General features: G+C 30.3%; 11 protein-coding genes and 1 tRNA gene. 5 read left to right on the plus strand and 7 right to left on the minus strand.

The genetic code is table 11. From position 1 onward, the window contains the following. Positions 1 to 13 precede the first annotated feature (13 nt). The 4 genes from ABD859_RS14950 to ABD859_RS14965 form a co-directional block, all read right to left on the minus strand. Positions 14 to 184: a hypothetical protein gene (locus tag ABD859_RS14950; RefSeq protein ID WP_281234863.1), complete on the minus strand. Its 171-nt coding sequence runs from the start codon at positions 182 to 184 to the stop codon at positions 14 to 16. An 800-nt stretch (positions 185 to 984) separates the two neighbouring features. After that, positions 985 to 1,218, minus strand: a complete 234-nt coding sequence (locus ABD859_RS14955) for a hypothetical protein (RefSeq protein ID WP_345145397.1) — start codon at positions 1,216 to 1,218, stop codon at positions 985 to 987. A gap of 80 nt (positions 1,219 to 1,298) precedes the next feature. Beyond that, complete coding sequence (locus tag ABD859_RS14960; RefSeq protein WP_281234865.1) at positions 1,299 to 2,414, minus strand: IS3 family transposase; 1,116 nt, start codon at positions 2,412 to 2,414, stop codon at positions 1,299 to 1,301. An 18-nt stretch (positions 2,415 to 2,432) separates the two neighbouring features. Next, complete coding sequence (locus ABD859_RS14965) at positions 2,433 to 3,545, minus strand: IS3 family transposase (RefSeq protein WP_281234866.1); 1,113 nt, start codon at positions 3,543 to 3,545, stop codon at positions 2,433 to 2,435. A 1,014-nt stretch (positions 3,546 to 4,559) separates the two neighbouring features. On the opposite strand from ABD859_RS14965, the gene ABD859_RS14970 reads away from it, so the two are divergent. The 5 genes from ABD859_RS14970 (at position 4,560) to ABD859_RS14990 (ending at position 11,031) form a co-directional block, all read left to right on the plus strand. Further along, positions 4,560 to 4,644, plus strand: a tRNA-Ser gene (locus ABD859_RS14970). Between the two features lie 94 nt (positions 4,645 to 4,738). After that, positions 4,739 to 6,034, plus strand: a complete 1,296-nt coding sequence (locus tag ABD859_RS14975; protein ID WP_281234867.1) for a DUF262 domain-containing protein — start codon at positions 4,739 to 4,741, stop codon at positions 6,032 to 6,034. Next, positions 6,034 to 7,881 carry a DUF262 domain-containing protein gene (locus tag ABD859_RS14980; RefSeq protein WP_281234868.1) on the plus strand — a complete coding sequence of 616 codons (1,848 nt, stop codon included), beginning with the start codon at positions 6,034 to 6,036 and terminating at the stop codon, positions 7,879 to 7,881. Before ABD859_RS14975 ends, ABD859_RS14980 begins: the two co-directional genes overlap by 1 nt. A 1,507-nt stretch (positions 7,882 to 9,388) precedes the next feature. Beyond that, a complete protein-coding gene (locus ABD859_RS14985; RefSeq protein WP_281234869.1) occupies positions 9,389 to 10,006 on the plus strand; it encodes a DUF6088 family protein in 618 nt (205 codons plus the stop codon). After that, the gene (locus ABD859_RS14990; protein WP_281234870.1) at positions 9,955 to 11,031 is read left to right on the plus strand and encodes a nucleotidyl transferase AbiEii/AbiGii toxin family protein; all 1,077 of its coding nucleotides are present in this window, start codon (positions 9,955 to 9,957) and stop codon (positions 11,029 to 11,031) included. Before ABD859_RS14985 ends, ABD859_RS14990 begins: the two co-directional genes overlap by 52 nt. Positions 11,032 to 11,093: 62 nt before the next feature. Here the strand turns inward: ABD859_RS14990 and ABD859_RS14995 are convergent, their stop codons facing one another. The 3 genes from ABD859_RS14995 to ABD859_RS15005 form a co-directional block, all read right to left on the minus strand. Continuing rightward, positions 11,094 to 11,861, minus strand: a complete 768-nt coding sequence (locus ABD859_RS14995; RefSeq protein WP_281234871.1) for a metallophosphoesterase — start codon at positions 11,859 to 11,861, stop codon at positions 11,094 to 11,096. A gap of 78 nt (positions 11,862 to 11,939) precedes the next feature. Next, positions 11,940 to 12,221: a helix-turn-helix domain-containing protein gene (locus ABD859_RS15000; protein ID WP_281234872.1), complete on the minus strand. Its 282-nt coding sequence runs from the start codon at positions 12,219 to 12,221 to the stop codon at positions 11,940 to 11,942. 42 nt (positions 12,222 to 12,263) lie between these two features. Then, positions 12,264 to 12,680, minus strand: a complete 417-nt coding sequence (locus tag ABD859_RS15005; RefSeq protein ID WP_281234873.1) for a hypothetical protein — start codon at positions 12,678 to 12,680, stop codon at positions 12,264 to 12,266. Between the last annotated feature and the right edge of the window lie 861 nt (positions 12,681 to 13,541).

Genomic DNA, 13,541 nt, shown 5'->3' on the forward strand with positions numbered 1-13,541 from the left:
CGTGGGTCTTTTTCTAAACTGCACGGATGTAGCCTTCAACATAGACATTTCCAAAGGCTGTTATTCTCTTCACTTCTCCTTTCTGCACAAATTCATCTCTCGATAAGCTGTATATGGTAAATCCGTAATTTAAGATTGCATCTTCCAGTTCATCGACATTTAGAACAATATCGGTATCACACACAGCCTGATCATCATTTATCGTTTTAATGACATCCTTATATATGCCGATTGCTCCCGGCTATAAGCAGTATAACACATACAAAAATCAATGGGAATATTATGATAATAGAACTCAATCTCAGGGTTATCAAATACAACCTGCACAGTCAAGTGTCAATTTAGATTTAGTTCAAAAAACACTTAGTTATAAGCAATCTAAGTATGATGTTAACTTGAAAAGAATCTAAAATGAGATACAAGAAGCTACAACTTATATTTATGCTTGTTCTAAGAGTAAAGGCTTTACTCATGAAGAAGCTAAAAGATCAGTTACTGAATTTGATGTTTATTATGTGAATAAAATTAGATATGGTACATATGATTTATCTTATGACTCAGTTACTGATGACTTAATATCATTTTTGTCTAAAGGTGTTTTAAAAATAGCTTGTGACAACTTTAAAGAATGCAATTAACTATCTTTATTACAATAAAAATAATCTAATTTTCTTACTATGGTAAATTACAAATTGATAAATGATTATATAAAAAAGTTTGAAGATCTTTTTCCTGCAATAATTGAGGAGATAGAGAATAAGAAAAATTTACACTATAATGAGCTTATGTACCTTTGCAATGAACATAAAGATAGTCTTATAGTCCAAAGAGGGGGATTACTTTTCCAACTCCTTGAAGAACATGGTATAGATATTAATAATGTTAAAGAATCGGAATATGCGAAAAGTTCTATAATACTGCACTTATACACAATAAAAACCGATTCTATAATACAGGAGAATTTTCAAAATAAAATCAAGCCTATCATTTTTCCGCCTTTGGACTCAAATATTTTGTAAACTCATCATTTTCAATAATTTTGTAAGGTATAGGAGTGTCATAAATAACATTGTTTTGTGCATTACGTGCTTCTGCTATTACAGCCACTAAAAAAGAGCTGAGAACTAAATTATGTGCTCTTGTTTTTTGTAATATACTTTCCTGAATGTTGTATCTTACAATCAACTCATTTTTACTTAGCATTTTTAAATTTTCCATAATATTAAGAATTAAAAAGCCACTTCTTAATTGAAGTGGCTTTATTGTTAAAAATTATTTTTAGTCAGGTAATAATATTCTTAAGTTGCTCTATTAAATTCTTCGATTGTTTTATAACCTAAATGTGCATGTCTTCTCTTTTTATTGTACCAATTTTCGATGTATTCGTGAACTTCTATTCTCATCTGTTCCTTTGTGAGCAGTTTGCTGCCGTGGATTATTTCTCTTTTAAAATTACTAAAGAAGCTTTCTGAAACAGCATTATCATTATGGTTTTGTTTACGGCTCATACTGCGTCTGATAAATTTATATGAATCTAGAGTCTTTGTGAAAATCTTATTCGCATATTGAACACCTCTATCGGAATGAAAAATTAAATCACCAGTGATATTTCTATTCTTAACTGCCATTTCCCAAGCAGGCAGGGTAGTATGTTTTGTACTCATGCTTTCTGCTAAACTCCACCCAACGATTTTCCTGTCAAATAAATCCAAAATAATAGTAAGGTATAGAAAGCCTTTCATCGTTGCAATGAATGTAATATCTGAAACCCAAGCTTTAGCAGGCTCACTAACTGTAAATTGTCTATTTAAAACATTTGGTGAAATATAATGATTGTGAATTGAATCAGTTGTTACTCTAAATCTTGTTTTAGCTTTTTTGCGCAAACCTAAAGCCCTCATATAAACTTTTATTTGCCCTTCTCCAACTTTAAATCCTCGCCTACGAAGTTCCTTTGTAATTTTGCTGTATCCATATACTTTTTTAAATTCATAATATACAGACAAAACTTCATCTTTAAGCAAAGTTATTCGAGCTTGCTTATCTGAGATTTCCTGCCTTCTTCTTTTATAATATGCAGTTTTAGACATTTGTAAAACTCTACACATCCTTACTAAAGAATATTTTGATAAATTGTTTTCAATGAATCTTTTGGTCATTATTCTTCCTTGTGCTACATATTCGCTTCCATTCTTTAGAATTTCCAGTGTAAGTTGAGAATCTTTAATTTTTTTGTTGAGTTCACCAATTGCAGCATACTTTGAGGAAAAATTTAGGTATTCGAATTTTTTTCGCCACTTGTGTATACAACCTCGCCCTATTCCAAACTCCTTTTCAACACTTCTAATTTCCGCACGTTCATAACTTAATCTAACTGCTTCCTCTTTAAAACTAAGCTCGTATTTTCTAATCATATCTTTAAGTTTGATATTTTATAAAGCAATAACTTTTGAATTTAGATTTTCAATATATTCCGATACTTTTTCTTCTGTATCTTTTTTTGTAAAAAGCATATTTAAATCGACTAATTCAGATTTAAGGGAAGCAAAAAAGCTTCTAACCACTGCATTGTCTAAATGATTCCCTGGTCGGCTCATACTTCTTTTAATATGCTTATAAGAGCTCAATTTACAGGTGAATACTTTATTAGCGTATTGGAATGATCTATTAGAATGAAAAATAAGACCCGTCTTTATTTTGCGATTTCGAACAGCCATTTCCCAAGCGGGTAAAGAAGTTGCCTTTATTGTCAGCAATTCACTCAAATTCCATCCAATAATTTTTCTATCGAATAAGTCCATTATAATTGTTAGAAATAGCAGCTCCTCAGATGTTTCTAAACTTGTTATACCAGACACCCATACCTGAGAGGGTTCACTTACTGTAAACTGTCTGTTTAAAATGTTAGGAAAAATGCAAGGATTATTAGGTATGAATCTCGAACTAGATTTGATACTGTGTCTGCTGCTGAGTTTACTAAAAATACCTAGTTTTCTCATATACGAACCAACTGTTGCTGTGCTTAATATAATACCTTTGCTCCACAATTCAGCTGCAATTTTAGAAGCCCCATATCTTTCTTTGTATTCATAAAAAATGGACAAAATTTCATTTTCAATAAAATTTCTATGACGTTGTCTAGGGGTAAGAATTTTGTTTTTCCAATTAAGATATGTACTAGGTATGATGCCTAAAACTTCACACATTCTCCAAAGTGAATACTTATCTAAATTGTTTTCAATAAAATAAAAGATCATTGGTTTACCCTTAGAAATATATTCACTTGCCCTCTTGAAAATTTCAACATGAAGTTCAGTCTTTTTTAGCTTTCTTTTCAGTGCGATTTTAAGTTCTGCAAGTCTTTGTTGTTCAGGAGTCCTGCCACAAAAACTTTTTGATTCGTCTCTCTGAAGTTCATCTCGCCATCTATATATGGTTGTAGTTGCTATGTCAAGCTCTTTAGAAACTTTAAAAAAATTTGTTTCATGTCCTAGTTTGACCGCGTTAACTCTAAAATCACGATCATAAATTTTATACTTTCCCATCTTATTAAAATTAAGATTTTCTATTTAAATCAATTTAAGAAATATAATTGTATATCAAGTCAGGATACATGTTTATTTTTCTGTAACATAATGATGTTAAGGTTTTTAGATGTTCAGGCTTATAAAATCAGGTATTTGTACTTAGTTATTGTTTAGGTGTGTTTTAATAAATTTGGCTATGATATTATAATCTACTGCATATGATTGAAAACCTTATTAATAAAATAGAAAAAGGAACAGTTAGGTATCTTTTATACACTTGTCTTATTTCTTGTTTCTGGGCAGTTTGTTTCTACCTTTTTACTCCTTGTATTTTTATAGAGCCCTATCACATTCAATTTTTTATCATATTTGCACCTTCGTTTCTATCTGTAGTCCTTTATTTTCCAATATTCCTTTATACAGAAGCTTTTTTACAACCTTTAGTGCGTGAATTTTCAAAAGATATTACGAGATTTAGACTTGAGTTTTATCTTTCTGCTTTGGTTGTTCTTAAAAGTATTTACATATTAGTAGGAGTATATTATGATATGGATATTACAGAATACCTAAAATTATATTTTAGAGTTACTGGGATATGGATTCTTGTTTTAGTTTGTTATCGCATCTACTATGCGAGAAAGAAGTACACCCGTAGCAACAATTAAAAAACATACAAAGCAAAAAATAATAAAACCTTTTGCAAATTCACCGTCTCTTTTATTCATGATTCCTATAAATTAAAAATCCGCCTAATTAAAGCGGATCAAGGTTAATAATTGTTATTTTTAAAATTCTAGTGTAAAATGGGTATACTTACCTAATAAAAATATAATTCCAACACTAAATTATTGTATTCTCTGCACGACCATTTATAAAATTATAAAATACTACTTAAGAACAACTTAATACGTTAAATTAAAATTATAGACTGAGATAAAAATTATTTCACCTATAAAACTATCAAAAAAATTTCTCCAATCGAAAAAACATTTTATCTTTGCACCCGCAATGAGAAAATAATTGCATCTTACTGGAGGAATGGCAGAGCGGTCGAATGCGGCAGTCTTGAAAACTGTTGACTGTAACAGGTCCGGGGGTTCGAATCCCTCTTCCTCCGCTGAAAGACTTAAAAACCCTGTAAATCAAACGACTTACAGGGTTTTTCTTTTATTTTTAATAGCAGATCAATAAAACAATTGATAACCTAAAAAATGAGCAATAAGAATGAAGACTCTGTTGTTTTAACTGATTTTTTATCAAAATTTCAGCTAAAAATATCGGATTACCAACGACCTTACATTTGGAATTTCACACAGTTTTTAAAGCTATATAAAGATCTTATTGATTATAAGACTAACCAAGAAGATTCAACCCCGCTATACTATTTAGGAAACATTATTCTGGTTAAAAATAATAACGGAGAATATGATATAATCGATGGGCAACAACGAATAACAAGTTTGTTAATGCTAGCGAATCTTTTGGACCAAAAGGAGGTATTCGGCTGTAATAAGGACCTTGAGATCACTTCAACAATTTCTAAGGATAACATTAAAGTAAATGCGTCATATTTCAGGCATTACATAACAGGAAATCTAGAGAAAATAAAGTTTGAAAACATCAATATTACCTACATTATTGCTGAAAATCAAGATCAGGCTTTCAAATTTTATACAACTCTTAATACTTCTGGGAAAAGGCTAAATGGATTAGATATTGTCAAACCTTTTCATCTACAAGCTGTAGATAAAGAAAAACAAGAAGAAAAGGCTAGACTATTTGAAGAGTATCAATTCTCAAATAGCCTCTTGGATAACATAATAAAAATAAGTTTAAGGATTCGATATTGGGTGGGTTTTCCTTTTCGTGATTTTCCAAGAAATCATGTAGACAGTTGGAAAGAAATTCTTCCTGAAGAATTTGCCAACATTGAAATGCAATCCGGACATGATTATAAATATGCAACAGTAGTAGAAGAAAAAGGCATTTCCATAACACCAGATTTTACATATCAAATAAATCAACCTTTATATAAAGGAGAGAATGCCATCCATTATCTTATCTATTGGGGACAATTGTGGATGAAGATTGAAAAGAAATTGAAATCTGAAATATTTGATAAACTGGATAAACTTAAAGGAGTTGAGTTTCACAAGGAATATTATGAAATGGCTTTGCTATGCTATGCAAGTAAGTATGGCGAAAAAGCTATTGAAGACGAGTGCTTTACGGAGATCGCCAAAGTACTTTTTAAAGTGTGTTTTTATACGAGACTAACAAAACCTTGTTCAAAAATTTCAATCCAGAAAAAAGAAGAGGAAAACCAATTATTGAAACGAATACTATATGCTTTTGACAGAAATGAAATTATAAATTATTGTAGTGATTTTTTTGACGAATCAACTCTTAAGGATTCTGAAAAGATTACAACGGGAAGAATTCAAGCGTTTAAAGACAGCTTTGGGTACAAAAATAAGAATTATAAACAACCCTTTTTTAATCAGTAATGAGCTCCAAATTATTTACAATAAATAGAAAGACCCTTAGTGATTTTAATAATGAGTTATTTGTTATACCAGCATATCAAAGACCTTACAGCTGGGGATATAATGAAATCACGAAGCTCTTGAGTGACCTGAAAGAAAATCAGCACGACAAAATATACTTCATCGGAAATGTAATAGCTCTTTCTAATAATGGAAAATTCGATTTGGTAGATGGGCAACAGCGTTTTACGACTTTATGGATGCTAGCACTTTATCTAAGTAAAAGTTTTACAGACACTGATATTATTAATTTTTGTTGTCTGAATAGAAAGTCACGTTTAATTTTTGCCATACGCGATAAAACAAACGAATATTTGCAACAATTATTGATTGCTCAAAAGCAAGACAACAAAAGTTTTTGGGAACTCCAGAATTTATTACCTGTGGTAGGTGTGCAAGACGCTTCTTTAGCACAAAATCAAATTATCGCAAACAATTTTAGGATTATTGATCAATGGATTGATGAGAATAATATAGAAAAAAGTTTCTTAGAGTTTATAAAAACAAAACTAACATTTGAATTCTTAATTGCTCCACAAGGAACGGACGAAAACAAACTGTTTATCCAGATAAATACAAATGGAGCGCAGTTGCAGCATTATGACATTTTGAAATCGGAGTTAATAAATGCGATTGAAGAAGAAGAAAGACATGGATATTCTATTAAGTGGGACAATTGTTCGGGAATGTTTGATCGCAAAGGTAATTATGAGCAAAAAGTATCCCTCTCCATTTCGGAGAAATTAGTAGATATTTTAGATTCCGATGAAGAAAAATTATTTTATAAGGAGCAAAATAATAATGCAAATAAAAAACCTACAGATACATATCAGCAGATAATTAGTTTCAGTACGCTATTAATTCATACTCTTTTTATATACATTAAAAATGAAAATGATAATTTAAAATTAAGTCTTCCTAAATTTTTCAATACGGATAAACTTTTAGAAGTCTTTAATGAATTTAGGTACAAAGTGATCAATGCTAATACGGAGCCAAGAAACAAATACGCAAAAGATTTTATTGATTGCTTAGTGAAGATAAAAGAACAGCTTATTAATTCTATTATTTTTTCAGATTTACAGGACAATGACTTTGCGTTACTCAGTAGTCTTCAAAATAAGCAAGAAGAGAAAGAGGAAAACGATAAAAATATTGAACAGCTCCAAAGGATGTTATATCATAGTAATAATGATACAATACATTATTGGTTGGGCATCTATCTGGATCAACTATTAAGTTCACAGGTGACTAATTCAATAAAGATATTAGAAAAAATTGACAACATTATTTCCATCAAAGGAAATACACAAGCAACATATCAAAGTTATTTTAAAAATCCAGAAGACTTTCTTAATCAATCACTTAAACCTGTTTTATTTGATCAACCTTTCATATTTAAAGGGTTTAACAGGTATTGGTTTTACAAGTTAGAATATCTTTTATGGAAAAAAGACAATAATAATTCGTCAAAAATTATATCCAGAACATCGGTAGAACATGTTTTACCACAAAGTCAAAAAACACTTTATGAAGAAAAAGAAATTGATATTGATAAATTAGGTAATCTAATTTTAATAACGGTTTCTGAAAATTCCGGTTTTTCTGATAAAAATGTAATGGAAAAAAATGAGTACAGAAAAAAACTGTCAAACCCTCCATTAAAGATGACAAAGCTATTCGACGATCTGGAAAAAAATAATCTGATTAAAGAATCACATGATGACAATGACTACATTAAATTGATAGAAGTTTTAAAAAATCATGAGGATGAAATGCTAAAATTGTTGATTGATCATTATATTTAACGTTATCATGAAAAACTCATGACAACATTAATCATTTACATCAGAGTCAGCAAAGAAGAATACTCTCAGTGTAGCCAAGAAGAAAAATCAAATAAATACCCAATAAATGCATGCTTACAATTTCATTGAAATAATAAAACAGATATAAAATACAGCAATAAAAGCTTTGGGTTACTCTTTGAGTAGCATGTTTTTACCTAGAATAATTTTTGAAGTCTTATAAAATTAAATATTAAAAATCGGTATCTTTTCTCAACCTTAACCTCTTCTCCTATATCTTTACTATCTAAACATATTAGCTTAAGCTTGTAATTAAAATTACAATATTTTTTAAGCTATTAAATAACTCAGTTTTATAGCTTCAATACTGTCAAAATTGGGATTACGTGTTTGATTGCAAACCCTGAAAGCCCGCTGAAAGGCCCTAAATAAAGGATAACAAATTTTATTTAAAGCCAAATAAAAAAGTAAACGCTGCAATTTTTTTTGATTTGCAGAGTTTTTCATTATCCTAACCTTTATTTATTATGGATAAAAAGTTTGTGGCAGAATCGTGGCACAGTTGAAAATCCCTTATTGAAAGTAATTAAAGCCAACGATACTAAACCGTGGTTCGAATCGGATTGAGACAGATATGTTTGCTGATTTGGGGGCAGCAGATTCGTATCTTGTGATTTGTTCACTTTTTTTTAATAGTTCAAGTTTCGTGAACAATACGAAAAAATGAACATGATTTAACTTCATATAAGTTAGCTAAAAATAAATATACTTTCCAGTTTTGATATTCTTAAATTAAGACGCTCTAAATTTGAAAGGTGGGTAGATAAGGTAGGTAGATAACATAATTAACGACTATATCATAATTAAAGAAAATTTAAAGCCCGTCTTACTAACTGGTAAGAAATTTACAATTATATGGGTAGAAAACATGGGTAGAAAAACAAAATTTCGATGCCATTTAGTTAATCACTTCTAGCACTCTGAATTATTTAATTTAAATTCACATAGTAAAAGAATCTTAAAATTAAGAAAATGCAGAAGCACCAAATTTATGATCTCGATTTTAAAGTAAATACTATTTCCCTTTATAATATTCAAAGGTTTATTAAAAAAAAACAAAACACTAACAATCAACTATTTAATCCAAACAAAACATCTCCAAACTCTTGACTTTCTCAAAAAAAAAGACTAACTTTGCTTCAATGGGTACATAAGACGCTTATTGCTTAAACAATAAGGCTTTTTCCAAAAATTAAGTAAGCAATAAGCGTCTTATGTACCCATTGAGAGACTGATAGTTCTTCATCACAAAGACTTCGTCTTTGTGATGAAGAACTATCGTAAATTTTACCATCCAGCTTAAAAATCCAATACATTTATTACTTTCCACCTTAACGTAAATTACAGGGTACATTCTACAAAAAAAATCACTCCATTCATAAGAATACAAAATCAATATAATTGTCGCAAATATTTACTATATTTGCGACAAAATAGCACTTAAAAAATGACAGAAAGCACTGAAAATAAAGTAATTGAACGCATAAAAAAAGCCAAGAGGGGGTCTGTGTTTTTTACTGACGATTTTCTTCGTTTCGGAAGTGCAAAAACAATCAGTAAATCCTTAGAACGACTCACTGAAAAAAAAGAAATCATGAGAGTTTCTAGAGGTATTTATACAAGGCCCGAAATAAACAAAACCCTTGGAATCACAATAACTCCTTCAATTGAGAATATCGCAAAGGCAATAGCGCGTCGAGATCGGGCACGTATTATTCCTACTGGTGCATATTCTCTAAACATTCTTGGACTTTCTACACAGATACCAATGAATGCTATATATCTTACAGATGGTGTTGCCAGAAAAATAGCAATAGGAAAAAGATCGCTACATTTTAAAAAAACAGCAACAAAAAATCTGGCCTCAATTGGAGAAATAAGCGGACTGGTAATTCAAGGCCTTAAGGCATTGGGAAAAGACCAGCTTAATGAGGACGAGATATTAAAAGTAATTGAAATATTAAAAAAAGAAAAGACAGAACGCCTGCGTCATGATATTAAATTAGCTCCTGAATGGATCCGAACAATAATGAAAGAGGCATTACCAGAAAACCAGCAGTTATGATAAAAAATTGGATTTCATTATCAGATGAAGAAAAAGCAGGTTTATTTACAGAAGCAGCAGCACAAAAAGGACTTCCTGCTTATGCTGTTGAAAAAGACTGGTGGGTCACTGTGACACTGCTGGCAATTTTTACCTCCCAATATTCAGATCACCTCATATTCAAAGGAGGAACTTCATTAAGTAAAGCTTACAATTTAATTGAACGCTTCTCTGAGGATATAGATCTTGCTATAGATAGAAGTTTCCTTAAATTCCCAGGAGAACTTTCTAAAACTGCGATCAAAAAACTTCGCAAAGCTTCTGGGCAATTCATCATTGCTGACTTCAAAAATGAACTTGAAGCGCAACTTTTAAAAATTGGAATACCAAGTACTCTCTTCAGCCTCAAAACTGATGAAAATATCGATGACACAAGCGACCCGCACTCAATTGAACTAATATATAAGCCTGTAATTAATCATGGATCAGGTTACTTACCTCAAAGAGTTCTGATCGAAATCGGAGCCAGATCACTAAGAGAGCCCTCTGAAATGCGTCCTATTTCATCCATACTTGATGAAACATTCCCTGAACAATCTTTTAATATCCCTGCTTTTAATGCAAATGTAGTATTACCATCCAGAACTTTTCTTGAGAAAGTTTTTCTGCTTCATGAAGAATTTAGTAAGCCAGTTGATAAAATAAGATTTAGTAGGCTGACCAGACATTTATATGATCTAGAAAAAGTCATGGATAATGAATACGGAATTTCTGCAGTCAAGGATAAAAATCTATTTTTTACCATTGTAGAATTTAGGCAAAAATACACCACAGTGAGAGGTATATCTTATGAAAGACACACCCATTCTACTTTATCATTCCTTCCACCTCCAGAAGTGGATGAAGCATGGAGACAGGACTATACAGAAATGAGAGAAAATATGTTTTATGGCGCAACACTTAGCTATGATATGCTAAAAGAAAGATTAAATGTTCTTAATGATCGCTTTAAAGAGAACGGCCTTAACTCACAGAACGACAACTAAAAGAAAAACATCAAATCTAAATTCGAAATCATTAGTAAAAAATAAATTTCCTATCTTAAATTTTAAACAATAAAAACCTTATCAGCGGCAAATCTTTCATTTTCACCTCTCTGAATATATCCCAGCTGGTTTGTTACCATATTTGTATTTCCAATTTTAAAGTCCTTAGTATTATAATGGCTGTGTCCATATATCCAGCACATTGGCTGGAACCGCTCAATAAGCTCTGAAAGTTCAACAGCAAAAGCTTCATTCAACAGGCTCTTTTTATACATTTTCGGATATTTTTTAAAAGTTGGAACATGATGAGTTGCAACGACAACTTTTTTAGAATCTATTATTTCCAAGGCATTACTAATAAAATCTACATTCTCAAAATACAGCTTATTGTAATTATCTGCTGAAAACCTGTCTCCATCGTATTTAACAACATGAAAATCACTAAGTCCTCTTTCAATGTTCAATCGGGAAACCTCACTAATGTGGGTCCATAGAGTCGAGAAGACCAGTGTTAAATTATCATATTCTACAACATAATTATTTAGAAGGATTACATTATTTCTAATCTTCTCATAAAAAGTTCCTGATTTAAGAACAGCATCAAAATGATAATACTCATGATTTCCAGGAATCCAATACGTCATTTGGAAATTATCGGATAAAAAATCAAAAAAATCCTGATGTTTATCCATGAGCGAAAAAGGTACAATATCCCCAGCCAGAATTAAGATATCTCCGTTTGGAATTAATGGATTATCTCTCATGAATTCTTTATTTTTAATAAACTCCAGATGCAGATCTGAAGCATATTGAATTCTGTTTATCTCCATATTATTATTTTTTAAAGAACCAAGACTCCCAAAAAGAAAGAAAGTTGCTCTTTATATTGTTATAAAAAAAAGATTTATTTAGATACTATTTTTACGAAGTGTTTCCTCAATCTTCACACTATCGTATAGAAATATATCTCCTAGTTTAGTATATGGAAGAATCCCAGTCTGTCTGTATTTTATAATAGTATTATTAGATAGACCAAATATCTTTTTTAAATCTTCATTTCTGTAATAGGCAGGTCTCAAGGTTTTTCCTTTACTGATTTTTGAATCGATCATTTCCAGTTTTACCATTAAAGGATCTATAATATTTTTAATCTCCATTATAAAGGCCTGTCTCTTTTCTTTCTTTGTCATATTGAATTGTTAGTTAATGTTATATTTTTTTTCATCCCGAGCTTACCAGTTCTCAAGTTTTCTTTTTCGCTCCATCAATATCCCAATCAAATCATCTAAAAATTTAATCTGTTTCTCTTTATAAGTATAACCTTTACACTCAGAAAATTGTCTGCTTATTCTAGTTATTTTTTTCTGAACTCCTTCATTATTTTTATATGTAAAATTTTTACTTAGAAATTCCTGAATACTGATTCGATTTTTTTTCACATCAGATGGATCAAAAAATAAAAGACCTTCATCCATTAGGATATAAAAAAGAATTGCAAGCTCACTTTTACTATAAGAGCTTTTGCATCTTTCAGACAATGATTGATTACTCTGAAAATCATTTAAGAGCAATAAGTTTTCAATCTTTTTTACTCTCTTATCGAGCTTAAAGAAATTATCTAAAATTTCAGAGGTCTTGGCTTTTGTCATTTAAAGAAATTATTATTTCTGATTTTTCCCCAACAGAAGTTTCTGTCGAACAATTAGTCATATGCTTTTGGGCTATTAAGCTGTAAAACAAATCTGACTACAAACAATGCTAAAGTAATTGTCGAAAATGGAATTATCTGTATCATTTGTCACACTCGACCTTTTTATTTATTTATTTAACTTTTAAGTTTTTACATTAAATTTAAAGCATATAAGCTCCAGCAGAAAAGAAGTATTGGAATACAATTATGTAATTCAAGAAAATTATGACACGGGTAAAAATCTCCAAATTTTGAAGTATTAATAATTTTACTGCTTTAGCAGTAAAAAATGTATTTTGAAAATTCAGAGGATTCAAAATGAATATAAAAAAGGCCCTTTTACTGCTTTAGCAGTAAAAGGGCCTTTTTTATATATGACTTTAAGAAAAGTGTGCCTCTTTATATGCAAAAGCATATATTCTTAAAAGTATACACTTTTTTATATTAAAAAGCATATAATTTGCTATACAATAAAAAAATCGGAAGCAGCATTAAATTATGCATTCAAATTAATCACAAATATAAATAACTACATCAGAAATTGATTATGTTATAAAAAAATGTATTTTTGTCATATTAAAAAAACAGAATTATAACCTGTTAAAAAACAAGGTTTTACATACAAAATCAGCACGTTTTAAAGTTTGTGGCAGAATCGTGGCACAGAGATTAAAAAAATTAGAAATGCAGTATAAGAGCGGGATGCGGAGCTTAGGTTCGAATCCCTCTTTCTCCGCCAGATAAAGTTTTAAAAAATGACTTTCAAAAACAAAAATCCTTTAAACATCAGTGTTTAAAGGATTTTTTATTTGGAATGTTG

Source organism: Flavobacterium ginsengiterrae (genome assembly GCF_039539785.1).
Lineage (GTDB): Bacteria > Bacteroidota > Bacteroidia > Flavobacteriales > Flavobacteriaceae > Flavobacterium > Flavobacterium ginsengiterrae.

What these genes read in the sequence shown, in the direction of transcription:
- ABD859_RS14955 (WP_345145397.1), bottom strand. Translation starts at nt 1,218, where the DNA reads ATGGAAAATTTAAAAATGCTAAGTAAAAATGAGTTGATTGTAAGATAC.
- ABD859_RS14960 (WP_281234865.1), bottom strand. Translation starts at nt 2,414, where the DNA reads ATGATTAGAAAATACGAGCTTAGTTTTAAAGAGGAAGCAGTTAGATTA.
- ABD859_RS14965 (WP_281234866.1), bottom strand. Translation starts at nt 3,545, where the DNA reads ATGGGAAAGTATAAAATTTATGATCGTGATTTTAGAGTTAACGCGGTC.
- ABD859_RS14975 (WP_281234867.1), top strand. Translation starts at nt 4,739, where the DNA reads ATGAGCAATAAGAATGAAGACTCTGTTGTTTTAACTGATTTTTTATCA.
- ABD859_RS14980 (WP_281234868.1), top strand. Translation starts at nt 6,034, where the DNA reads ATGAGCTCCAAATTATTTACAATAAATAGAAAGACCCTTAGTGATTTT.
- ABD859_RS14985 (WP_281234869.1), top strand. Translation starts at nt 9,389, where the DNA reads ATGACAGAAAGCACTGAAAATAAAGTAATTGAACGCATAAAAAAAGCC.
- ABD859_RS14990 (WP_281234870.1), top strand. Translation starts at nt 9,955, where the DNA reads ATGGATCCGAACAATAATGAAAGAGGCATTACCAGAAAACCAGCAGTT.
- ABD859_RS14995 (WP_281234871.1), bottom strand. Translation starts at nt 11,861, where the DNA reads ATGGAGATAAACAGAATTCAATATGCTTCAGATCTGCATCTGGAGTTT.
- ABD859_RS15000 (WP_281234872.1), bottom strand. Translation starts at nt 12,221, where the DNA reads ATGACAAAGAAAGAAAAGAGACAGGCCTTTATAATGGAGATTAAAAAT.
- ABD859_RS15005 (WP_281234873.1), bottom strand. Translation starts at nt 12,680, where the DNA reads ATGACAAAAGCCAAGACCTCTGAAATTTTAGATAATTTCTTTAAGCTC.